At 44.7% G+C, this 23,359-nt stretch carries 16 protein-coding genes, 1 tRNA gene, 3 rRNA genes and 1 other RNA gene; 4 read left to right on the top strand and 17 right to left on the bottom strand.

What is annotated here, in order from left to right; genetic code table 11:
• Positions 1-139 precede the first annotated feature (139 nt).
• From RRU94_RS03150 to RRU94_RS03100, 11 genes are all read right to left on the bottom strand, one after another.
• Positions 140-325 carry a type Z 30S ribosomal protein S14 gene (locus RRU94_RS03150; RefSeq protein ID WP_315691776.1) on the bottom strand — a complete coding sequence of 62 codons (186 nt, stop codon included), beginning with the start codon at positions 323-325 and terminating at the stop codon, positions 140-142.
• Positions 326-745: 420 nt separating this feature from the next.
• Positions 746-932, bottom strand: a non-coding RNA gene (ssrS, locus tag RRU94_RS03145) — 6S RNA.
• A 184-nt stretch (positions 933-1,116) separates the two neighbouring features.
• Positions 1,117-1,232, bottom strand: a 5S ribosomal RNA gene (rrf, locus tag RRU94_RS03140).
• 147 nt (positions 1,233-1,379) lie between these two features.
• Positions 1,380-4,312, bottom strand: a 23S ribosomal RNA gene (locus RRU94_RS03135).
• Between the two features lie 82 nt (positions 4,313-4,394).
• Positions 4,395-4,470 (bottom strand) — tRNA-Ala (locus RRU94_RS03130).
• A gap of 100 nt (positions 4,471-4,570) precedes the next feature.
• A 16S ribosomal RNA gene (locus RRU94_RS03125) occupies positions 4,571-6,122 on the bottom strand.
• The 16S, 23S and 5S rRNA genes sit together here with 1 tRNA gene alongside, the layout of an rRNA operon.
• Positions 6,123-6,762: 640 nt before the next feature.
• Complete coding sequence (locus RRU94_RS03120; protein WP_315691775.1) at positions 6,763-7,026, bottom strand: DUF1292 domain-containing protein; 264 nt, start codon at positions 7,024-7,026, stop codon at positions 6,763-6,765.
• Positions 7,027-7,170: 144 nt separating this feature from the next.
• Positions 7,171-7,428, bottom strand: a complete 258-nt coding sequence (locus RRU94_RS03115; protein ID WP_315691774.1) for a YczF family membrane protein — start codon at positions 7,426-7,428, stop codon at positions 7,171-7,173.
• Positions 7,429-7,450: 22 nt separating this feature from the next.
• Positions 7,451-8,563, bottom strand: coding sequence for a GerAB/ArcD/ProY family transporter (locus RRU94_RS03110; RefSeq protein ID WP_315691773.1), 1,113 nt, complete (start codon positions 8,561-8,563; stop codon positions 7,451-7,453).
• Between the two features lie 17 nt (positions 8,564-8,580).
• Positions 8,581-9,810 (bottom strand): Ger(x)C family spore germination protein, encoded by a 1,230-nt coding sequence (locus RRU94_RS03105; RefSeq protein WP_315691772.1) that lies wholly within the window; start codon positions 9,808-9,810, stop codon positions 8,581-8,583.
• On the bottom strand, positions 9,800-11,410 hold the full coding sequence (locus RRU94_RS03100; RefSeq protein ID WP_410492958.1) for a spore germination protein: 1,611 nt from the start codon (positions 11,408-11,410) through the stop codon (positions 9,800-9,802). Before RRU94_RS03100 ends, RRU94_RS03105 begins: the two co-directional genes overlap by 11 nt.
• Before the next feature lie 617 nt (positions 11,411-12,027).
• Between RRU94_RS03100 and RRU94_RS03095 the strand changes: the two genes are divergently transcribed.
• A complete protein-coding gene (locus tag RRU94_RS03095) occupies positions 12,028-13,443 on the top strand; it encodes an alanine/glycine:cation symporter family protein (protein ID WP_315691771.1) in 1,416 nt (471 codons plus the stop codon).
• Positions 13,444-13,539: 96 nt separating this feature from the next.
• Here RRU94_RS03095 and ggt read toward each other — a convergent pair whose 3' ends face one another.
• From ggt to RRU94_RS03070, 5 genes are all read right to left on the bottom strand, one after another.
• Positions 13,540-15,195, bottom strand: a complete 1,656-nt coding sequence (gene ggt / locus RRU94_RS03090) for a gamma-glutamyltransferase (RefSeq protein WP_315691770.1) — start codon at positions 15,193-15,195, stop codon at positions 13,540-13,542.
• Between the two features lie 330 nt (positions 15,196-15,525).
• Positions 15,526-16,149: a GntR family transcriptional regulator gene (locus tag RRU94_RS03085; RefSeq protein WP_315691930.1), complete on the bottom strand. Its 624-nt coding sequence runs from the start codon at positions 16,147-16,149 to the stop codon at positions 15,526-15,528.
• Between the two features lie 300 nt (positions 16,150-16,449).
• Complete coding sequence (locus tag RRU94_RS03080; protein WP_315691769.1) at positions 16,450-17,178, bottom strand: amino acid ABC transporter ATP-binding protein; 729 nt, start codon at positions 17,176-17,178, stop codon at positions 16,450-16,452.
• Positions 17,175-17,819: an amino acid ABC transporter permease gene (locus tag RRU94_RS03075; protein WP_315691768.1), complete on the bottom strand. Its 645-nt coding sequence runs from the start codon at positions 17,817-17,819 to the stop codon at positions 17,175-17,177. The genes RRU94_RS03080 and RRU94_RS03075 overlap by 4 nt, the downstream gene beginning before the upstream one ends.
• A 67-nt stretch (positions 17,820-17,886) precedes the next feature.
• Positions 17,887-18,657 (bottom strand): transporter substrate-binding domain-containing protein, encoded by a 771-nt coding sequence (locus tag RRU94_RS03070; protein ID WP_315691767.1) that lies wholly within the window; start codon positions 18,655-18,657, stop codon positions 17,887-17,889.
• A 363-nt stretch (positions 18,658-19,020) separates the two neighbouring features.
• On the opposite strand from RRU94_RS03070, the gene RRU94_RS03065 reads away from it, so the two are divergent.
• Positions 19,021-19,560, top strand: coding sequence for a tyrosine-type recombinase/integrase (locus RRU94_RS03065; RefSeq protein ID WP_315691766.1), 540 nt, complete (start codon positions 19,021-19,023; stop codon positions 19,558-19,560).
• A gap of 62 nt (positions 19,561-19,622) precedes the next feature.
• Here RRU94_RS03065 and RRU94_RS03060 read toward each other — a convergent pair whose 3' ends face one another.
• On the bottom strand, positions 19,623-20,309 hold the full coding sequence (locus RRU94_RS03060; protein WP_315691765.1) for a universal stress protein: 687 nt from the start codon (positions 20,307-20,309) through the stop codon (positions 19,623-19,625).
• Between the two features lie 225 nt (positions 20,310-20,534).
• Between RRU94_RS03060 and RRU94_RS03055 the strand changes: the two genes are divergently transcribed.
• Both RRU94_RS03055 and RRU94_RS03050 read left to right on the top strand, forming a co-directional pair.
• Positions 20,535-22,949, top strand: a complete 2,415-nt coding sequence (locus RRU94_RS03055; RefSeq protein ID WP_315691764.1) for a Na+/H+ antiporter subunit A — start codon at positions 20,535-20,537, stop codon at positions 22,947-22,949.
• Positions 22,936-23,358 carry a Na(+)/H(+) antiporter subunit B gene (locus RRU94_RS03050; protein ID WP_315691763.1) on the top strand — a complete coding sequence of 141 codons (423 nt, stop codon included), beginning with the start codon at positions 22,936-22,938 and terminating at the stop codon, positions 23,356-23,358. Before RRU94_RS03055 ends, RRU94_RS03050 begins: the two co-directional genes overlap by 14 nt.
• Position 23,359: the final 1 nt, after the last annotated feature.

Below are 23,359 nucleotides of genomic sequence, written 5' to 3'. Positions count from 1 at the left end.
CAAAACAATAAATTTGTCCTTGCTGTCCCCTTTAAAGTTGTTGAAAGCCGTTTGTTTATTTCAGTTACTTGATGTGCTGGCTTTTTTATATACACAAAAAAGCCAGGCCTTAGCCTGACTAAAAAGATGACACATATATTTACCAGCTTGCTTTTTTCACGCCAGGCACTTGCCCTTTATAAGCAAGTTCTCTGAAGCAAATACGGCACAGCTTAAATTTACGAAGAACGGCATGAGGACGTCCACAGCGTTCACAGCGGGTATACTCACGCACTTTAAATTTCTGCACATTCTTGTGCTTCATAATTAATGCTTTTTTTGCCAACTAAAAGACCTCCCTTTTTAAATGAGGGCAGGAGAGATACTCTATTATAGTTCGGCCTGCCCCATAAGTAAACAAGCAGATGATGGGTTTAAATCCTTTAAAATCACATTTAATTCATTTTAAAACAGAACACTACAGTAATTGTCTTTACCTTTGAGATTTTCAGCATATACTGGTGGTGCAATCCTTTTTAGAATAGCAGAAAGCCTGTTGCAGGCTGTTGAAAATGCTAAACCCTGAGACAGCGGGAATAAACTGATTTTTAATGCTAAGAAATCTCTGCATCTATACATCTTCCTGTTCAAAGAATGAAGTGAGTAACGCGAGATATTCCAAGTCCTATTTAAGTGCTATGGCATATAAAACCCTAAAAACAGTAAAAAGCCAGCTCCTTGTTAGAAACTGGCTGACAGTTCAATTATAAAAGCCGCCTTTGCCGCTCGAAAAAAGAAAGTTTTAAACCACCACTCCTCAAAGTGGGTGTTCGCAAAATCCTCTCCTGCTTGTCCTCTAGGAAAAAAGGCTTGTCATTCCGGATTCATTTTAAAACTCCCTATTACAGCTTAAAGGTTAAAACTTAAATTCATAACGTACAATGCAGCTTATATATGTATGATACATTTATTTTTCTTTAAACACAATAGTAATGGTTTCCTCAAATGGCGGCAGGATATGTTCCTGTCTTATTCCTGCTTACCTGATCAGTTTAAAGTTGAGAAATAATAACTAAAAATAATAAATGGTTTTAACAAACAAAAAAGACAACCTGATTTCTCAAATTGTCTTAGCGTGCCAGGCGGCGTCCTGCTCTCACAGGGGGAAACCCCCAACTACCATCGGCGCTGAAGAGCTTAACGGCCGTGTTCGGGATGGGAACGGGTGTGACCTCTTCGCTATTGCCACCTGACTATAAAGTTTGAAAGAAGTGTTCTTTCAAAACTGGATAGAAGCATAATTGTATGGGCAAAAACCTTTCGGTTACACGCCAAGTGTTGTCCAGCCTCGGATGCGATCAGCTCGCGTCGCTGATGGACACGCACCCTCGGCATTTCAGTTGATTAAGTCCTCGATCGATTAGTATTCGTCAGCTCCATGCGTCGCCGCACTTCCACCTCGAACCTATCTACCTCGTCATCTTCAAGGGATCTTACTTACTTGCGTAATGGGAAATCTCATCTTGAGGGGGGCTTCATGCTTAGATGCTTTCAGCACTTATCCCGTCCACACATAGCTACCCAGCGATGCCTCTGGCGAGACAACTGGTACACCAGCGGTGTGTCCATCCCGGTCCTCTCGTACTAAGGACAGCTCCTCTCAAATTTCCTGCGCCCGCGACGGATAGGGACCGAACTGTCTCACGACGTTCTGAACCCAGCTCGCGTACCGCTTTAATGGGCGAACAGCCCAACCCTTGGGACCGACTACAGCCCCAGGATGCGATGAGCCGACATCGAGGTGCCAAACCTCCCCGTCGATGTGGACTCTTGGGGGAGATAAGCCTGTTATCCCCGGGGTAGCTTTTATCCGTTGAGCGATGGCCCTTCCATGCGGAACCACCGGATCACTAAGCCCGACTTTCGTCCCTGCTCGACTTGTAGGTCTCGCAGTCAAGCTCCCTTGTGCCTTTACACTCTGCGAATGATTTCCAACCATTCTGAGGGAACCTTTGGGCGCCTCCGTTACATTTTAGGAGGCGACCGCCCCAGTCAAACTGCCCGCCTGACACTGTCTCCCACCCGGATCACGGGTGCGGGTTAGAATTTCAACACAGTCAGGGCAGTATCCCACCAGCGCCTCCACCGAAGCTGGCGCTCCGGCTTCCAAGGCTCCTGCCTATCCTGTGCAGACTGTGCCAAAATTCAATATCAGGCTGCAGTAAAGCTCCACGGGGTCTTTCCGTCCTGTCGCGGGTAACCTGCATCTTCACAGGTACTATAATTTCACCGAGTCTCTCGTTGAGACAGTGCCCAGATCGTTGCGCCTTTCGTGCGGGTCGGAACTTACCCGACAAGGAATTTCGCTACCTTAGGACCGTTATAGTTACGGCCGCCGTTTACTGGGGCTTCAATTCAGACCTTCGCTTGCGCTAAGCCCTCCTCTTAACCTTCCAGCACCGGGCAGGCGTCAGCCCCTATACGTCGCCTTGCGGCTTTGCAGAGACCTGTGTTTTTGCTAAACAGTCGCCTGGGCCTATTCACTGCGGCTCTCTCGGGCTTGCACCCTACCAGAGCACCCCTTCTCCCGAAGTTACGGGGTCATTTTGCCGAGTTCCTTAACGAGAGTTCACTCGCTCACCTTAGGATTCTCTCCTCGCCTACCTGTGTCGGTTTGCGGTACGGGCACCTTACATCTCGCTAGAGGCTTTTCTTGGCAGTGTGGAATCGAAGACTTCGGTACTAAAATTCCCTCGTCATCACAGCTCAGCCTTAATGGAAACGGGATTTGCCTCATTTCCAGCCTGACTGCTTAAACACGCGTATCCAGCTGCGTGATCTCCTATCCTCCTGCGTCCCCCCATCACTCAAACGATGCTTGGTGGTACAGGAATATCAACCTGTTATCCATCGCCTACGCCTTTCGGCCTCGGCTTAGGTCCCGACTAACCCTGAGAGGACGAGCCTTCCTCAGGAAACCTTAGGCATTCGGTGGAAGGGATTCTCACCCTTCTTTCGCTACTCATACCGGCATTCTCACTTCCAGACGCTCCACCAGTCCTTCCGGTCTGGCTTCACAGCCCCTGGAACGCTCTCCTACCACTGACACCGTAAGGTGTCAATCCACAGCTTCGGTGATACGTTTAGCCCCGGTACATTTTCGGCGCAGAGTCACTCGACCAGTGAGCTATTACGCACTCTTTAAATGGTGGCTGCTTCTAAGCCAACATCCTGGTTGTCTGGGCAACTCCACATCCTTTTCCACTTAACGTATACTTGGGGACCTTAGCTGGTGGTCTGGGCTGTTTCCCTCTTGACTACGGATCTTATCACTCGCAGTCTGACTCCCAAACATAAGTATCTGGCATTCGGAGTTTGTCTGAATTCGGTAACCCGGGATGGGCCCCTAGTCCAAACAGTGCTCTACCTCCAGTACTCTTCGTTTGAGGCTAGCCCTAAAGCTATTTCGGAGAGAACCAGCTATCTCCAGGTTCGATTGGAATTTCACCGCTACCCACACCTCATCCCCGCACTTTTCAACGTGCGTGGGTTCGGACCTCCAGTGAGTGTTACCTCACCTTCATCCTGGACATGGGTAGATCACCTGGTTTCGGGTCTACGACCTCATACTCATGCGCCCTGTTCAGACTCGCTTTCGCTGCGGCTCCGCCTTATCAGCTTAACCTTGCATGAAATCGTAACTCGCCGGTTCATTCTACAAAAGGCACGCTATCACCCGTTAAAGGGCTCTAACTACTTGTAGGCACACGGTTTCAGGATCTCTTTCACTCCCCTTCCGGGGTGCTTTTCACCTTTCCCTCACGGTACTGGTTCACTATCGGTCACTAGGGAGTATTTAGCCTTGGGAGATGGTCCTCCCGGATTCCGACGGAATTCCTCGTGTTCCGCCGTACTCAGGATACACTCAAGAGAGAAGAAGATTTCGGCTACAGGGCTGTTACCTTGTACTGCGGATCTTTCCAGATCGCTTCACCTATCCTCTTCCTTTGTAACTCCGTATAGAGTGTCCTACAACCCCAAGAAGCAAGCTTCTTGGTTTGGGCTATGTCCCGTTTCGCTCGCCGCTACTCAGGGAATCGCATTTGCTTTCTCTTCCTCCGGGTACTTAGATGTTTCAGTTCCCCGGGTATGCCTCCTCCTGCCCTATGTATTCAGGCAGGGGTGTCATCCCATTACGGATGGCAGGTTTCCCCATTCGGAAATCTCCGGATCAAAGCTTACTTACAGCTCCCCGGAGCATATCGGTGTTAGTCCCGTCCTTCTTCGGCTCCTAGTGCCAAGGCATCCACCGTGCGCCCTTTCTAACTTAACCTAAAATGGCGATGTATCTTACTCGGTTTTTTGCTTTGGTCATACAATGTGTTGCTTCTATCCAGTTTTCAAAGAACATAATATGGTGGAGCCTAGCGGGATCGAACCGCTGACCTCCTGCGTGCAAAGCAGGCGCTCTCCCAGCTGAGCTAAGGCCCCAAATCTAGTAATGAAGTTTCAAATTGAACCTTCAAAACTGAACAAAATCAAACGTCAACGTGCCAGGAACCAAAGTTCCTGTTTCCGTAAATATCCTTAGAAAGGAGGTGATCCAGCCGCACCTTCCGATACGGCTACCTTGTTACGACTTCACCCCAATCATCTGCCCCACCTTCGGCGGCTGGCTCCCGTAAGGGTTACCCCACCGACTTCGGGTGTTGCAAACTCTCGTGGTGTGACGGGCGGTGTGTACAAGGCCCGGGAACGTATTCACCGCGGCATGCTGATCCGCGATTACTAGCGATTCCAGCTTCATGCAGGCGAGTTGCAGCCTGCAATCCGAACTGAGAATGGTTTTATGGGATTGGCTAAACCTCGCGGTCTTGCAGCCCTTTGTACCATCCATTGTAGCACGTGTGTAGCCCAGGTCATAAGGGGCATGATGATTTGACGTCATCCCCACCTTCCTCCGGTTTGTCACCGGCAGTCACCTTAGAGTGCCCAACTAAATGCTGGCAACTAAGATCAAGGGTTGCGCTCGTTGCGGGACTTAACCCAACATCTCACGACACGAGCTGACGACAACCATGCACCACCTGTCACCGCTGTCCCCGAAGGGAAAGCCCTGTCTCCAGGGAGGTCAGCGGGATGTCAAGACCTGGTAAGGTTCTTCGCGTTGCTTCGAATTAAACCACATGCTCCACCGCTTGTGCGGGCCCCCGTCAATTCCTTTGAGTTTCAGCCTTGCGGCCGTACTCCCCAGGCGGAGTGCTTAATGCGTTAGCTGCAGCACTGAGGGGCGGAAACCCCCCAACACTTAGCACTCATCGTTTACGGCGTGGACTACCAGGGTATCTAATCCTGTTCGCTCCCCACGCTTTCGCGCCTCAGCGTCAGTTACAGACCAAAGAGCCGCCTTCGCCACTGGTGTTCCTCCACATCTCTACGCATTTCACCGCTACACGTGGAATTCCGCTCTTCTCTTCTGCACTCAAGCCTTCCAGTTTCCAATGACCCTCCACGGTTGAGCCGTGGGCTTTCACATCAGACTTAAAAGGCCGCCTGCGCGCGCTTTACGCCCAATAATTCCGGACAACGCTTGCCACCTACGTATTACCGCGGCTGCTGGCACGTAGTTAGCCGTGGCTTTCTGGCCAGGTACCGTCAAGGTACGGGCAGTTACTCCCGTACTTGTTCTTCCCTGACAACAGAGTTTTACGATCCGAAAACCTTCTTCACTCACGCGGCGTTGCTCCGTCAGACTTTCGTCCATTGCGGAAGATTCCCTACTGCTGCCTCCCGTAGGAGTCTGGGCCGTGTCTCAGTCCCAGTGTGGCCGATCACCCTCTCAGGTCGGCTACGCATCGTCGCCTTGGTGAGCCGTTACCTCACCAACTAGCTAATGCGCCGCGGGTCCATCTATAAGTGACAGCCGAAGCCGCCTTTCAATCAAGAGCCATGCAGCTCTTGATATTATCCGGTATTAGCCCCGGTTTCCCGGAGTTATCCCAGTCTTACAGGCAGGTTACCCACGTGTTACTCACCCGTCCGCCGCTGACTTCCGGGAGCAAGCTCCCATCTGTCCGCTCGACTTGCATGTATTAGGCACGCCGCCAGCGTTCGTCCTGAGCCAGGATCAAACTCTCCAAAAAGTGTTTGACTTGCTCATTTGTTTCCATTAAAACACGGGGTGTTTTTAATGGAAGATAAAAATTAAAACGTTGACGTTTTTATTGATTTTGTTCAGTTTTCAATGTTCAATTCGTTTACGCCGTCTCTGCGACAGCTAAAATATCATATCATTAAATCTAATTATTTGTCAACGATTTTTTTAAAAAATTTATACGTTGAGCTTAGAACTTTTTTGCTTTCATAATTTCAAAAGCTAATGGGTTTTTATGATCTACAATGTATGAAGCAAATGTTAATAATCCACCGTCGTTTCAGCGACGAATAATAATATAACATGCACTTAATATCATTACAATACTTTTTTGTTTTTCTTTTATTTTTTAGATATGCAACGCTATTCCATTTCAAATAGCGATTTTCATGCAGATGAAACAATAACGATTTCTTTAAAAAGCACCTGTTTTTTTCCTGTTTCTTCTATAGTATTAGTTAATCTTCCTGCCCTGGCATGAAGCTGCTTAGCCGCTCTACATGTTTCTGCGAATAATGACCTTGCTGTAATGAACAAAAAACAAGCACTATTCTTTTCTAGAAAAGAATAGTGCTTGTTATGTAGTTCTTACAAAACCAATGTATAATCATAGAAAGCCATTGGGTTGATCAGCCTTGCTCAGCCTCTTGAAACGCCGCAGCTACTTTTTCAAATTCTTCATCATCTTCAATGACCGTTAACTGCTCTACATTTTCGCCTTTTAAAAAGAACACATTGATGTCTTCTTCTGAAGCTTCGTTAAGCTCTTCCACCAAACTAACAGCTGCATATTGAGTTCCGTCAATCTTCAATGTACCAAGCACTTCAATTTCTTCTTCTTGGTCATTTTCATCTGCCAGCGTAAAAATATCGCCTACTTGAATCTCTTCCATACTAATTCCTCCTCTGTTTCTGTTAGTGGATTCATTCCCTCAAATAGTATCTCCACCAGGCCGTTGTTTATTTCTCCCTATTTGTTCCAACATACACAAAACAAACCGGCACCACATGTCTATACCCCTTTTTAAAAGAAAGTCTTACTTTTCATCCGTATTTTTTTCTGCTTTTTTCGCTTGCGAAAGCACCTTCCAATAGTAGCCAATCAACAAAACAGAAAGCAGAACGAAAATAAATCCTTCAGCAGGTCTCATAATCGAAAACGGATTAAGTATGTGGTTTATAGAAAGTTTCACGTTATACCCTTGAATGATATCCAGCAGCAGCATTAAGCCAAATAACGTCACTGCCATTAATATCGGAATACCAATTATTTTCAAAGCATCGTTCTTCATCATTATTCACCCAGCCTCTCGATTGTTATTTCGTTGCCAGCTGCTTTTTTTGTTTTTTCCTATTTCTTAAGACGGCACTCACCAGCAAAAGAAGCGGAAAAATCACTTGAAACGGCAAATGCAGATAAAGCGGTACAATATCCAAACCTTCCCGAATATGTTCAGAGAAATTGCTCGCTATTCCTACCGATAGAAACAGCGTAATAAACCCTAAGGGAAACACAAGCTGAGATGATTCTTTTACGTTGAATAAACTTGCCGCCGCTAGTACCGCCACATAAAAGAAAATGGAAATTTTAAAGAACCCGCCAATGATAACACCAATCATAAAAAATACATCCAAGCGCTCAATGAATTCTGCAATCTCGATTGTTTGTATAGTGGAGAGCAGCGGAAAATTCGAACGTGAAAGCAGGCTGAAACCGAGGACGCTTAAATTGACTGCCATCGTCACTGATAGAACGAGCCCGCTAACCAGTAAAGCATAAATCCCTACACGCTTTGCTTTGTTTAATTGATTTAAGTATGGGTAAATCATGGTGAAGACAACGATCTCGCCAAAAGGAAAAAACACAGATTCCCCTATTGCTTTCAGCACCGTGACGGTTCCCTCCTCAAAAAGGGGCTGCAAATTCCTCGTATCAATAGATCCATTCAATATAAGGAGGATAAAAGCAGCAACCGCAAGGATAACCACAACGATGAAAAGAATTTCACCTGTTCTTGCCATCGTCTCGATGCCTTTCCTAACCGTGTATACAACCAAAACCATCCACAGCAAATTAATGATAAATAAAGGAGTTTCGGGATACGCAAAAACAACAAGCATTGAACCAAAGTCCCGCAGTACCCGTGCAGCAAGGTAGAACAGATACATCACATAAAAAAAGGCAAAAAACTTTCCGAAGAAAGGACCCCAAAGTTTCGGCATATATTCTGTCGGCACAAGTCCCGGATAGTAAGAGCCCACCTTATAGTAGAGTAAAAATAAAAGTAATCCTCCCACCATGGCGCCCAGAATGGCCAGCCAGGCATCCTGTTTGGCTGTTAATCCAACCGGAATGATAATCGAACTTCCTAGCTGAAATAATATAATGAGCACAAACAGCTGGCGAGGACTGATTTTTGCTTTCTCCATTGCCCTTCACTTCCTTTTTATTCCTTTACACTTTTCATTTCTGATAGGTAGGAATTATTTCTTAGACCTGTTCGGCGGACATAGGATTCCACTGATACATCTACAGCCAGATTGGGGAAGATCTCATCCTCCCACTTCTTTTCAATCTTTTTCCATTCTTTTGGTTCAGCACGGTGAAACACATCTCCGAATGCGAATATATCGGCTTTCTTCTTTTTGGTATGACGGATCGACGTTTCAATTTCTGACTTCACCTGTTTGCTTATGTTATCCTCTATTTTTTCCAGTGTTTTTGGATCGGTTAAGTTAACCGGTTCGATTACTTCTCCAATATCGCCTTCCATATGAACATGAACCGATATATGCGGCTTCCCTTCTTTCATATCTGCCGACACATTTGTTTTTTGACGGACCACGCGATAAGAAATCGCATCTTTTTGACCTGCCCACGGTGTTGTGATAGTCGTGCTTTGAATCCGGTCTAAAACCCAAAGGGCACCTCTTGCATCTGTTCCTTGAATCCACCCCACTAACTTTCCGTTTTTAAAGATGGCGTTGCCATCTGCCTCAACAGCCGCTGGCATCTCGGTTGATTGAAGGCTCTCCTGTTTAGTTCCTGCTTTTGGATCACCTTTTATAGTAAAGCCGCTGACCATGGGCTCTCGGCCCGGCGATACAAGCGCGGTAATGATTTCCTCTAAGTCAATGTTTATATTCTCACCCAGTGCTTTTTCTGTTGATTCCAATGTCTGCATAATTTTTTGAGAGGGAACTTTATCCAAAGCAGTCAAGGTCGTGATAAGTTCCTTTGCCTTTACATGGCGGGCAATGACTACTGATGTTGTGACCCGGAATTGTGAACCCCGGTCAAATGCCTCTAACACAGGTGCAATGCCTTCTGTTTTAGCTATTTCTTCACTGACCACTACGAGGTTGGTGTGGGAGTAATACGGTTCCCGTGAAACTTTCCTTGACATATTCCCATGAACTTCCATAATTGTATCCCCGGTAGCTGTATAAACGGCGACAGGCGGGCTTTGCCCTCCGCCTCCCCCCTGCAGTCCGCCGGCAACATTCCCCGGGTTAAAAAACTGGTAGGAAGCCTCATATTGCCCGTCTTCAGTCCGGTCAATTCCTACAGCAGCGACCAGGGCTATATCCGTTAGCTGCCTCTCACTCCAGCAGCCGGATGTAAAAACAGATAAACTAGCCAGCAGTCCAAACAGAAAAGTGCGTTTACGATTCATTCTGATTCCCCTTTTCTGCGCTTTCGTTTTTAATCGTTCTCGGCTGAGGAGGAGCCGGCATTTGGTTGCCCGCTTCTCGTTTTACGTTATCAGGGCTGAAGAGGCCCGGGCGTTTTTTCGATGCCCACCATGGAGCCCGAATAAGCGTATCTCCAGATTCAACAGGTCTATATGGGCCGAGGGGTGCCATGTATGGAACACCAAATGAGCGCAGGCCGCATAAATGAACCGTCAGCATAATTAAACCAATGATAATGCCATAGAAGCCTATTAGAGCGGCAAGCCCCATAAACGCAAAACGAAGCAGACGCACAGAGATAGCCACGGCAAATGAAGGAGTGGCAAAGCTTGCGATCGCTGTAATTGCTACGACAATAACCATTGGCGGTGACACAATACCCGCCTGTACAGCAGCCTGCCCAATAACAAGACCTCCGACAATGGATACGGTGGACCCAATCGCTTTAGGCAGCCGCAAACCAGCTTCCCGCAAAACCTCAAAGGCCAGCTCCATAATTAACGCTTCAACAATAGCTGGAAAAGGAACTGTCTCCCGCTGGGCAGCTATGATCAGGACTAGCTGTGTCGGAATCATTTCTTGATGATAGGTGGTAGCGGCGATATACACGGCTGGTCCAATAAGGGAAATAAAGAAAATTAAAACCCGTAAAAAGCGGGTCGCTGAAGCAATATCAAAACGGAAATAATAGTCATCCGGCGTTTGAAAAAATTGTATAAAAACAACAGGCACCAATAGCACAAACGGCGTGCCATTAACGAAGATCGCCACACGCCCTTCCAGCAGGTTTCCTGCGATCACGTCCGGCCTTTCCGTATGGTAAATTTGCGGAAATGGACTGGCCGGCTGGTCCTCAATCAATTGTTCAATATAGCCGGATTCCAAAATGCTGTCGATTTTGATTCTCTTTAACCTTTTCTTTACTTCTTTCACAACACCATGATCGACGACGTTGTTAAGATACATAATCGAAACATTTGTATTCGTTTGGGTGCCTATTTTCATCGACTCTACCCATAAATCCGGCGTTCTAATGATTCTGCGGAGCATCGAGATGTTTGTAGAAATGTTTTCAGTAAAGCTTTCTCTCGACCCCCGGATTACGTTCTGGGTAGTCGGCTCTGAAATCGAACGGGATTCGCCCCCTTGTGTACTGGCTACAGTAAATGCTTTGTCCGTTCCATCAATAAAAATGAGTGTTGCCCCCACCAATAAAGATTCGAGCAGCTTACTCCATTCTGTTTGTTTTTTTACACCACCCATAGGAATGACCAGGTCGTATATGTTATCCAGCATTTCCGGCTTTGTTTCATTCTGTGAAGAAGATTGATACTGCATCAACGATTCGATCAAAAAGTCGTTTAATAATTGGTTATCCACCATTCCCTGTACGTAAATTACAGCCGCCTTTGCTTTTGAAGAACCGATTTTTAATTCACGAATGATAATATCAGGACTGTTCCCGAATTTTTGTTTCACTAAAGAGAGATTGTCCTGTAAGTTGCTCGTTATGGACCCAGGCATCGGGTCAACTGGCTCGTTTGGTGCTGCTTGTTTTTTGCCTTTAAAAAATGGGGACATAGCGCTGCCGACCTTTCTGCTCTTTTTATCTTCAGATTTGCCTAAAAAAGATTTTTTATACGTGTCTTTCTTGAGCAGCTCGGCAAACGGCTGACACTCATTCTTTCGCTTTCCTAACGAGTCTTTTATTTTTGAGAAAGCCAAAAAGCAAATCCAAATTAAGCATTCTTAATAGCAAAAGGCGGTTTCGTTCATACTTATCAGGCAAATGAACAGGCAGTATGTTACCAGATGTTTTTCTGTTATTTCGTGCATTTCTTTCCCCTTTTCCACATAGCACTTTTTCGTTTTACTTATCCGGACTGCTCCCAATTGTTTTTCTTATTCGAAAATAACGAATAAATAAACAATTCATCCTCCATTGACAATTCAACTTTTTGTCTAATAATATGTAATATATTATACAAAGTGATAGAATTGCCGAGTTTGCAGTTGCATTTTGTATAGGCTTATTAGTGAGGCTAGGAAAGTAATGTATGAAAATACCTCTTTTCATTTTAGTGTCAAAGAGTCTCTTTTTTATGGCTGCATAAGAGGTTAAAGCTGCTGGAATCCATTGAATGCAGAACCCTTATGTGAAGAATAAACAGCCTTATACAGAATAGGAGGAAAATATAATGGAGCAATTCGTTTCAACCCTGGTTGGGGAAATAAATGAGCTCTTATGGTCTTACGTGCTCATTATTTTGCTTGTTGGAACAGGCCTTTACTTTACGGTCCGTTCACGCTTCTTGCAATTCCGAATGTTAAAGGAAATGTTTTCTGTTTTAAAGGAAGGAAAAACAAAGAAGTCTTCTGGACTGTCGCCCTTCCAGGCTTTCTGTATCAGTATGGCAGCACGCGTTGGGACTGGTAATATTACCGGTATTGCCATTGCCATCGCACTCGGCGGGCCGGGGGCTATTTTTTGGATGTGGATTATCGCCTTAATCGGTGCCACTTCTGCTTTCGTGGAAAGTACACTCGCGCAGATTTACAAGGTAAGAGATAAAGAGGGTTTCCGCGGCGGGCCGGCTTATTATATGGAAAGAGGCTTGAAAAAGCGCTGGATGGGGGCTCTGTTTGCCATCCTGATTACCCTGTCATTCGGCCTTGTTTTTAATGCGGTGCAGTCTAATACCATCACGGTTGCATTTCAAAGTTCTTTTGGAATCGACCGCTTAACGCTTGGCATTATTATGACCGTTATTTTTGCAGCTATTATTTTCGGCGGCATTAAGCGAATTGCCAAAGCATCTGAATACATCGTCGTTGTACTCGCCGTATTCTATATCGGTATGGCCTTATTTATTACCATTGCGAACATCGACCAAGTACCTGGTGTTCTTGCACTGATCGTGAAAAGCGCCCTTGGTTTGGAACAGGCTGCAGGCGGTGCGTTCGGGGCGATGATTATGAACGGGATCAAGCGCGGCTTGTTCTCGAACGAAGCTGGGATGGGAAGTGCGCCAAACGCGGCCGCAGCAGCGGTAACCAGCCACCCAGTAAAACAAGGGCTTGTGCAAGCACTGGGCGTTCTTTTAGATACAGGTATCATTTGTACAAGCTCTGCTTTTATCGTCCTGCTTTCTCCTGTATATAAACAAACTGATCTTAGCGGTATCGAGCTGACACAGGCATCACTGGCTACACACATTGGTCCATGGGCGCCAGGCTTCCTCGCTTTCATGATTTTCCTGTTTGCTTTCAGTACACTGATCGGCAATTACTACTACGGAGAAACCAATATTGAATTTTTAAATACAAACAAAATGTGGCTGATGATTTATCGTGTAGGCGTACTGGCTATGATTTTATTTGGCGCTGTTGCCAAAGTACAGCTTGTATGGGATCTTGCCGACTTATTCATGGGCTTCATGGTTATTGTCAACTTGATTGCCATCCTGCTTTTATCCAAAATTGCTTTCGCCGCATTGAGCGATTATATGGCTCAAAAAAGAGTTGGAAAAAACCCGCAGTTTTACAAAGAAAGCATTCAAAATTTGGATGGAATTGAAAGCTGGCCTTCTGCTAAAGACAACAAAAACGTTTAATTAGCGGTTCAAGACGACTATGACATCCACTTTTATTACTTGCAAAAACAGCTGTTATTCTTGAGTAGAATAACAGCTGTTTTTTGTTTTTGTATGTTAAAAGCCTAAAGCTGCCCCGTCGCCACGGGGGTCCGCTCCCCCATGCTTAACGTTGGTTTGAGGATCGATTAAAATGGCTCCAGCATGGCCCATCGTATCACTAAAGTCCTCCTCCAATTCAACAGAGTGCCCTTTCTCACTAAGCTGCTGGAGAACAAATTCCGGAATGCGCGCTTCTGCTTTCAAGCTGTTCGAACCAGCACCCCATGTGCGCCCATACAGCCAGCGCGGTGCTTCAATAGCCGCTTGAACGCTGTATCCATAGTCAATCATTCTGGTGACGAGAGCAGCCTGCGTCTGCGGCTGCCCTTCACCACCCATTGTGCCATAAACAAGGTAAGGGCGATCGTCTTTTAGCAGCATTGCAGGATTTAATGTATGAAACGTACGCTTATTTGGCTCTAGTCTGTTTATATGCTCTGGATCAAGCGAGAAAAAACTGCCCCTGTTTTGCAGCGTAATCCCAGTTCCCTCCGGAACGATTCCTGATCCAAAATCATGATAAATACTTTGAATGAAAGAAACAGCATTTCCATCTTTATCTACAACCCCCAGCCAGACCGTATCTCCTTTCGGCTCCAGTTGTTTATTCAGATTATTCGCATGCGAAAAATCAATTTGAGCCGCCAGCTGCCGGCCTCGTTCGACCGACAATAACTTTCGCAGCGGGATGTGAAGGAATTCAGGATCTGTCAGCCATTCATCCCTATCAGCAAAAGCAAGCTTCGTGGCTTCAATTAATAAGTGGTAATATTCCGAAGACCCTTCCTCAATAAAACGCAAATCAAACTGATTTACAATATTTAAAATAGAAAGTGAAGCAAAACCTTGTGTATTAGGCGGCAGATTATAAGCTGTGTATCCGCGGTAAGGAACAGAGATAGGGTTCACCCAATCGGAACGATGACGTGCAAAATCTTCTTTTGTTAAAACGCCGCCGTTTTCCCTAATTTCTTCTACGATTCTCTCACCTATCTTTCCGCGATATAAAACCTGAACGCCTTCTTCCGCAATCGCTTCCAGCGTTCGAGCCAAATCCGGCTGCTTCATGATTTCCCCCGCTCGGTAAGCTGTGCCGTCTTTTTTCAAGAATGTATCACGGAACCCTTTAAATCGCTGAAGATATCTAAATTCGTGGTCGTCTACATTTAAGTTTACATTTGTCCAATGCTCCTGGCTCGGCGTAACAGGGTAGCCATGCTTCGCATAGGAAATGGCAGGTGCCAAAAGCTCTGCCCACGGTAACTTGCCTCCCATGCTTTCTTTCGAATATTCATACGCTTCCTCCCAGCCGGCCACTGCTCCTGGAACTGTCACAGCAGCCAGGTATCCCCGGGCAGGAATAGAAGTGAAACCCTTCTGTCGATAAAAGTCAATGGTTGCTTTTTGCCCGGCACGTCCGCTGCTGTTTAGGGCTTTCATCTCTTTTGTTTGCTGGTTTGATATAAGCCAGAAGTTATCTCCGCCAATGCTGTTCATATGCGGGTACACAACGGCTAAAGTGGAAGCGACCGCAATCGCTGCTTCAATCGCGTTTCCTCCCTTTTTTAACACATCCAGGCCCGCCCCCGCAGCAAGGTAATGGGGAGCCGTCACCATTCCGTTAGAAGCCAGTGTAGTCGGACGGTAAGACTGCATCATTTGACCTTTCATAAAAAACCTCCTCTATGCACATATACATATGCTGAATAAACAAACAGAAAAACTTCTTTGCTTATGTATGACACAAATGCTGGTTTCCACAGCGAAAGCAACGGGCTTTATATGATGAATCTTTAACGTTATTAAACTACATACAAAAAAGAATAAATGTATTTATGTAAGAAAATATAACGAATTTTCAAAAAACAGCTTGGAGTCAATTACTCTCTGAGCAAAAAAAAAAACAGAAAAAGAGTGTTTCACGTTATGGAAACACTCTTTTTCTGTTTTTTAAATCTGGCTGTGCCCTTTTTCTGCAGAACAGCACTTTGAGAAAGCTTCTTAGTTCATATTCATCCGGATACGGTCAAGGCTGTTTTTCCAGTTAGCTTTTAGGGCTTCTTTGGCCTGTACTGCATTTTTTCTTTTTAATGCCTCAATAATTTGTTTATGTTCTTCATACGAAGTGGGCTTACGGCTGTTTAACTGAAAATAATAAAGTTCCATTCGTTTAATTTTGACTTTTACGCCTTCAAGCATTTTTACAAGCTCCGCATTACCCGGCAGCTGAATAATCTTATTGTGAAATTCATTATCAGCTTCAATAGCGGCCAGCTTGTCACCGCTGCCAAGAATTCGATAAAAACGTTCATTCAATGCTTCTAGCTCTGCAATATCTTTTGAAGTAATAAGAGGCACGCTCTGCTCTAATGCCAGGCATTCAAGCGTCCAGCCAATCGAGTAAATGTTTTCTGCTTCAATAGGATTAATGGGCGCTACCTGGGTCCAGCGATTCGCTTTCGTGACAACCAGCCCTTCATCCTCAAGCTTAAGCAGCGCTTCCCGAATGGGTGTACGGCTGATCCCGAGCACTTCCGACAACTCTTGGTCTTTCAGTTTTGTATCCGGTTCCAATTTTCCAAGCACAATCCATTCCAGCAATGTATTGTAAGCCTCATCCCTCATAAACGTACGTTTCACTTTTTTCACTTCTGTTTTATCTATATTCAAAAAAAAGCACCTCCGTTTTTTAATGCCCATATGAAGATTTCTTTTCTGAGAGCCTGACTGCCGGCTGTTTTAGCTATGTTGTAAAGAGTAAGATGAAGTTGTTCGAAGCGCGGGAGAACGATGCAGTTTAGTAAATGCAAAAGATGCCCCGGCGGCTCGTGGCAGGCTGGGACATCCTTTATGCATTTACTATGGTAAAAATATGCAGAGGCCCATAAAAAATCGTCGTTTTACCGTTTCATTTCCGATAAGGTTCTATAATACCTTACTTAAAAATGCTTTCGTCCGTTCGTGCTGCGGATTACCAAACAATTGAACAGGTTTATTTTCTTCTACGATATAACCGCCGTCCATAAAAATAACCCGGTCACCGACTTCACGGGCAAAGCCCATTTCGTGTGTAACAACCACCATTGTCATTCCTTCTTTGGCCAGCTGCTTCATAACTTCCAGTACGTCTCCTACCATTTCAGGATCCAAAGCGGATGTTGGTTCATCAAACAGCATGATTTTCGGATTCATAGCAAGAGCACGTGCGATCGCAACCCGCTGCTTTTGGCCTCCTGAAAGTTCTCCAGGGTACTGATGTGCTTTTTCACGCAGCCCGACTTTTCCAAGCAGGTCCAGCGCTTTTTCCTTTACACTTTCTTTCGGCAGAGAATGCACTTTAATCGGCGCAATCATCACGTTTTCAAGCACTGTTTTGTGTGGGAATAAGTTAAACTGCTGAAAAACCATTCCGACTTCCTGACGCACTTTGTTGATATTCACTTTTGGATCGGTAATATCCTGGCCGTCAATAATAACCTGGCCGCCTGTTATGTCTTCCAAACGGTTTAAACAGCGTAAGAACGTACTTTTCCCCGAGCCGGAAGGGCCGATCACACAAACCACTTCACGCTCTTGAATTTCTGCATTAATGTCTTTTAACACTTCATTAGAACCATATGATTTTTTTAAATTTTTAACTGTAATAATACTCATTTCAATTGAAATCTCCTTTCCAGGAAATTACCCAGTACAGAAAGCAGGTAGATAATAATGAAATAAATGATCCCGACCACAATCCAGACCGTAAAAGCTTCAAATGTAGCAGAAGCCTGAATCTGTCCTCTTTGGGTAATATCCGCAATACCGATAATGGATAAAAGAGACGTATCTTTCAAGCTGATAATAGACTGGTTCGTGATGGTTGGCAGCATGCGTCTAAATGCCTGCGGCAACACAATAGATACCATGTTTTGTGTGCTGGTCATTCCGAGCGACCGGGCCGCTTCTGTCTGTCCTTTGTCCACTGACTGAATACCGGCACGAATAATTTCAGCAAAATATGCCCCTGCATTAATAGCGACTGTAACAATACCTGCGGTTGTGTTATCCATCGAAAAAATTTGCAGCGAGTTTAATCCAAAATAAATAAAGAATAGTTGTACGATAAACGGTGTTCCCCGAATAATGTCTACAAATGCTTTGGCAATCCAATTCAGCATTTTAACAGGCGATAAGCGAAGTAACGCAACAACAAGACCGATGGCAAAGCCTAAAATGATCGCAATTATGAAAATATAAAGAGTTGTTTTTAAGCCTTCCAGCAAATAAGGAAGTACAGTTGAGACAGTGTCCACCTGACATGGCTCCTTTCAAAAGAGGAGCGCGCAAGAAAGGTGCGCGCTCCAAATGTCATAAAATGTATTATTCACCCAAATACTTATTAATGATTTCGTCGTAAGATCCGTCTTCTTTCATTTCAGCCAGACCTTTGTTGATTTTTTCAAGCAAGTCTTGGTTTTCACCTTTTAAAACAGCAATACCGTACTGGTCACCATTCAAGCGGTCGCCGACTACTTTCAAGCCAAGATCTTTTTGGGCAATGGCGTAAGAAATAACTGGATAATCTTCAATTAATAAATCTGCATTTCCATTCGCTACTTCCTGGAACATAGCTGGACTATCGTTAAACTGAACTACTTCAATACCAAGCTTGTCCGCATTTTCTGTTGCATAGGTTGCGCCTGTTGTTCCTTTTTTCACGGCTACTTTTTTGCCTTTAATATCATCTGGAGACTGAATATCCTTGTTGTCTTTTGGCACAACGAGTGAAAGGCCTGCATCAAAATAAGGCTCAGAGAAATCCACTACTTTTTTACGCTCGTCTGTAATACTCATACCCGCAATGGCTACATCTAATTGTCCCGCCTGCATAGCCGGAATAATCCCGCCAAAATCCATTGGTGAAAATTCAATCTCAAATCCCTGGCTTTTTGCGATCGCATTCATAATATCAATATCAATTCCTGTATACTCGCCATTTTCTTCGTACTCAAATGGTGGATATGTTGTATCAATCCCAACTTTATAAACGGTTTTTTCACCATCTGCCTTTTCTCCGCTGTCCCCGCCGCCGCAAGCAGCCAGCAAAAGAGCTAAAACTACAAATAAACTAAGCAGCTTTACTTTCTTCATCGCAATCCCGCCTTTTCAAAAGATAATGTTTATTCATAATTATAGAAAAACTCAAAAGAAAGACGTGGTAAGACAGAAACTCTTACTAAGCCTCTCTCTTAGTCTTTTCTTCCTAAGGGAATTTTTCTATTACTATATGATATGTAATATACCACATCTTTTTAAACAATCAAGCTGTTTTTTTAAAACAAACTCGATTTATGTCATAAAACATAACTTGAAGGAAACGTTTTCTTTAACAATTTTAAACGACTTTTTTATTCACTGGTTGATTCTTTTTCTCACCATCTTCTATCCATATCATTTGATATGTGTCATAAATCCGTGTTAGGGTAGTATTAAGTAACATATGAGGTGAAAAAAGTGGAATTTGTTAACCCTATCAAAAATGTTCAGGACATCCAGTTAATAAAAGGAATGTTAAAGAAGAAATCCAGCCGCGATTTTGTATTGTTTGTTCTGGGCATTAATACTGGATTGAAAATCAGCACGATTCTTTCCTTAAAAGTGGAACAACTGGTAAAAAGTTCAGGGGAGATCCGTTCTTTCTTATTAATTGAGGGTCAAAAAATTTACATTAATGACCAGGTAAAAGCGGCTCTGTCTTTTCATTTGGAGCAAACAGAACCGCCGCTTGACAGCTATCTGTTCAAATCTCCTAAAAGTGATGCTCCGATCACACGGCAGCAGGCATACCGCGTCATAAATGAAGCTGCCCGAAAAGTCGGGATTGCCGATCAAATTGGCACTCATACTTTGCGAAAAACGTTTGGCTATCATGCTTACTTAAAAGGAGTAGCCATCTCTCTTATTCAAGAAAGATTTCACCACGCCTCTCCGTCTGAGACATTCCGCTATATTGGAATGGATGAAAGAGACCAGAAGATCGATGTGAACCTGTAAAGAACGCACAAAAAAGCCCCCAGAAGGAGAGTACGCTCTCTTCTGAAGGCCTTCCCTGCGATTTAGTTTTCAAATTTTTCTTCTTTGATCGAAGAGTGAATCGATGTTGGTTCCGTAATCCGTTCATCTGTCACATGAAGCTGGCACGTTTTGTTTTCTTTAATGTATGTGAATACCCCGTTGTTAAAATCCGTACCGGTTTCTTTATAAAAAATTCCTTCATGAATCACATGGTCTGAGTGCGTAAAGGTGATTCGATGTCCGTCTTCTTCTTTTACGAGATACGCTCTTGTACCATTTTCAAAAAGGTTTTCGTTGTCTTCGACAGACCTGTCGATGGACACAATATGAAAATCAACAAATGAAATTTCACGCAACAGTGTATTTACAAAAGAACCCTTTTTAATTTCTTGCCAGCGGCTCTGCGGAGACTGTCCCAAAATAATCTGGGTAATATTCAGCTCACGGGCCACTTCTGCGATCACTTTCGCGGCCGGCCTCTTTTCATTGTAGCGAATAATAAACTCTTCCGCCCCTAGTTCTTCGGCAAGAACTTTCCATTCTTGGATGTACGCCGCTTTGTCTGCGCCTACTTCGTCTTTCGGAGACGGATCAACCGTTAAAATATAAAGCGGGCAGTCCAGCATATCGGCAATTTTACATCCACGCTTAATAAGCCGCTCACCGTTTGGGCCATAATAGGCACACACTAATATACTTTCATCCATACGGGCTCTTGCTTTTTTCATAACCGTTTCACCTCTAGTATGATTTCCCGCTCTATTCGCCTGGGAACTTTAAAACCAGGCTGAAAAAAGGAAAGAACCATTTTCTCACTTATCTTTAGTTAGGATAAAGGTCTATCCTGAAATTTTCAACCCCTAATCCAGGAATCTGGGCACTTTTCCTTTTAAAAGGCTTTTGCCTTTTTTTAAAACTGATTGCGTTAATTTACTAAGTCAGGAGGGATTTATTTGACACTGATTCATCTGTTTGTTCTCGTTCCGATCTTGTCAGCGCTGCTGATCCCCTTTATCGGAAAATGGTTTCCGAAACTTCATCTTGGCTGGGCCGCTCTTTTTGTTCCCGTTTTATTATTTGTTTGTTTTTGTACAGCCATTCCAAAAGTGGCGGCTGGAGGATCCGTCTCTGGATCGATGAGCTGGTCACAGGCATTGGATCTTGCTTTTTCCGTGCATCTAGACGGACTCAGCTTGATTTTCACGCTGGTCATTACCGGCATTGGCAGCTTGGTCGTTCTTTATTCCATTTTTTATTTATCAAAAGAGCGGGAGTCTCTCTCTCACTTTTACGCCTATCTGCTTTTGTTTATGGGCGCGATGCTCGGGGTCGTTCTCTCAGATAATATGATCATGCTGTACGTATTCTGGGAACTGACCAGTATTTCATCTTTCCTGCTCATCGCTTTTTGGTTCCGGCGGAAAAAATCGCGCTACGGGGCGCAAAAATCTTTTTTAATTACGGTAGGCGGCGGGCTTTTTATGCTGGTCGGCTTCATTATGCTGCATGTGATAACAGGGACAAACAGCATACAAGAAATCATTGCCATGGATGATTCTATCCGGGAACACGCATTGTTTGTGCCAGCGCTCATTCTGATTTTAATTGGCGCATTCACCAAGTCCGCCCAATTCCCTTTTCATATCTGGCTCCCTGATGCAATGGAAGCGCCGACGCCTGTCAGTGCTTATCTTCATTCTGCCACAATGGTGAAAGCCGGCCTGTTCCTGGTCGCACGTTTTACACCCATTTTTGGCGGGGAAGCCGTTTGGTTCTGGCTGGTCAGCGGAATCGGGATGTTTACAATGTTTTGGGGTTCTTTTTCCGCTGTTCGTCAAAAAGATTTAAAAGCCCTGCTTGCGTATTCAACGATCAGCCAGCTCGGCTTGATTATGTTTTTGTTTGGAATGGGTTCTGCTGCGCTGCAGGGCGGCGCTTCCACAGAGTCTATCATTTATACGAAAGCAATTTTTGCTGCTCTTTTCCATCTTGTGAATCATTCTACGTTTAAAGGCGCCCTATTTATGGTGGTGGGCATTGTTGACCATGAAGTCGGCACCCGGGATATCCGGAAGCTCGGCGGACTGCTGCCTTTTATGCCGGTTACGTTTACTTTAGCCGTCATCAGCAGTTTTTCTATGGCGGGACTTCCCCCGTTTAATGGCTTTTTAAGCAAAGAAATGTTTTTCACCGCTTCTCTACAGGCAGGCAGCATGAACATCTTTTCCATGGATACATGGGGACCGCTTTTCCCCATTATCGCATGGGCCGGCAGTGTGTTTACGTTCGTTTATTCTATGTTTATCGTATTTCGGACGTTTCTTGGTCCGTACCGCCGCGAGCGGCTGGAAAAAACCCCTCATGAAGCACCTCTGGGTATGTTGATTTCTCCGATTGTGCTTTGTGCGATCATTATAACGTTATTTTTTGTTCCAAATGGGCTGAGTCACTACCTGCTGGCTCCGGCTATGCACAGTATTCTTCCATCTTATCAAGACATGGAAGGTTTAATTCCACATATTTCAGCCTGGCACGGCTTTAACCCGGAACTGTTTATGACAGCAGGTGTTGTTGTAATCGGTGCACTGCTGGCGAGAATGTACCGCGCCTGGCAGGATGTGTATGAGCTGTTTCCGGCAAGCCGGAGTCTTGACCGCGGTTATCAGTGGCTGCTGACTGGAAGTGAAATAGGCTCAAAAAAAGTAACCAATCTCTATATGACCGGATTTTTGCGCCATTACTTGTATTATATTTATGGCTTTTTGATTTTCTTGACGGGCGGCACTCTTCTTTTTTCAGGCGGGCTTTCCCTTCGTTTTTCTCACGATGTCCCCGCTGCTCCATATGAAATGCTGCTCGTGCTCATTATGGCAGCAGCAGGCGTCAGCATTCTGTTTACCAAGTCACGGATGACGGCCGCACTGCTCAATGGAATCCTTGGCTACTCGATTGCGATCTTCTTTGTGCTTTTTCGGGCACCAGATCTTGCTTTAACACAGCTCGTAGTAGAAACCGTTACAACCGTTTTGTTTCTGCTTTGCTTTTATCATCTGCCGGAATGGCCAAAAGAAGATCGTTCCTTTAAAGTACGTATCCCTAAAATACTCATCTCTATCGGTATGGGTATGTTGACGGTGCTGCTTGCTCTTTCGGTACAAGGAAATAAATTATTCGATTCCATTTCTTCTTATTTTGAAGATTCTTATGATCTTGCAGGCGGACGTAATATTGTGAATGCTATTTTAGGAGATTTTCGGGCGTTTGATACGATGCTTGAAGTTGTTGTGTTATTCATTGCCGGAGTGGGCGTCTATACGCTGGTGAAACTGAAAATACCGAAAGGAGCGGATGATCATGAGAGAAAATGATTTGATTTTACAAACGGTCTCAAAAGTTGCCGTCTTTATTATTCTGACTTTCGGTGTATACCTGTTTTTAGCCGGACATCATCATCCGGGAGGCGGTTTTATCGGCGGGCTGACTCTTTCATCCGCTTTCGTTCTTTTATATTTAGCGTTTGATGTAGAAACCATTAATAAAGGCCTTCCTTTTGATTACAAAAAAGTCGCTGCGCTCGGTGTGATCATTGCCACGCTTACCGGCACAGGTTCTTTGCTGTTTGGCAGCTCTTTTTTAAGCCAGACATTTGCTTATTTTAACCTCCCTATTTTCGGTAAAACAGAGCTTGCGACCGTCATGCTGTTTGAGTCCGGAGTGGCGCTCGGTGTGATCGGCGTAGTGGTCACGATTATTATCAGTATTAGTGAGGATGTGTAAG

Origin of the sequence: Domibacillus sp. DTU_2020_1001157_1_SI_ALB_TIR_016 (assembly GCF_032341995.1) — a bacterium.
GTDB classification, from domain to species: Bacteria; Bacillota; Bacilli; order Bacillales; family Domibacillaceae; genus Domibacillus; species Domibacillus indicus_A.
The sequence above is the reverse complement of the archived record's forward strand: the minus strand, read 5'-3'. Positions and strand labels throughout refer to the sequence as shown.

What these genes read in the sequence shown, in the direction of transcription:
- RRU94_RS03120 (WP_315691775.1), bottom strand. Translation starts at nt 7,026, where the DNA reads ATGGAAGAGATTCAAGTAGGCGATATTTTTACGCTGGCAGATGAAAAT.
- RRU94_RS03115 (WP_315691774.1), bottom strand. Translation starts at nt 7,428, where the DNA reads ATGATGAAGAACGATGCTTTGAAAATAATTGGTATTCCGATATTAATG.
- RRU94_RS03110 (WP_315691773.1), bottom strand. Translation starts at nt 8,563, where the DNA reads ATGGAGAAAGCAAAAATCAGTCCTCGCCAGCTGTTTGTGCTCATTATA.
- RRU94_RS03105 (WP_315691772.1), bottom strand. Translation starts at nt 9,810, where the DNA reads ATGAATCGTAAACGCACTTTTCTGTTTGGACTGCTGGCTAGTTTATCT.
- RRU94_RS03100 (WP_410492958.1), bottom strand. Translation starts at nt 11,410, where the DNA reads ATGTCCCCATTTTTTAAAGGCAAAAAACAAGCAGCACCAAACGAGCCA.
- RRU94_RS03095 (WP_315691771.1), top strand. Translation starts at nt 12,028, where the DNA reads ATGGAGCAATTCGTTTCAACCCTGGTTGGGGAAATAAATGAGCTCTTA.
- ggt (WP_315691770.1), bottom strand. Translation starts at nt 15,195, where the DNA reads ATGAAAGGTCAAATGATGCAGTCTTACCGTCCGACTACACTGGCTTCT.
- RRU94_RS03085 (WP_315691930.1), bottom strand. Translation starts at nt 16,149, where the DNA reads ATGAGGGATGAGGCTTACAATACATTGCTGGAATGGATTGTGCTTGGA.
- RRU94_RS03080 (WP_315691769.1), bottom strand. Translation starts at nt 17,178, where the DNA reads ATGAGTATTATTACAGTTAAAAATTTAAAAAAATCATATGGTTCTAAT.
- RRU94_RS03070 (WP_315691767.1), bottom strand. Translation starts at nt 18,657, where the DNA reads ATGAAGAAAGTAAAGCTGCTTAGTTTATTTGTAGTTTTAGCTCTTTTG.
- RRU94_RS03060 (WP_315691765.1), bottom strand. Translation starts at nt 20,309, where the DNA reads ATGAAAAAAGCAAGAGCCCGTATGGATGAAAGTATATTAGTGTGTGCC.
- RRU94_RS03050 (WP_315691763.1), top strand. Translation starts at nt 22,936, where the DNA reads ATGAGAGAAAATGATTTGATTTTACAAACGGTCTCAAAAGTTGCCGTC.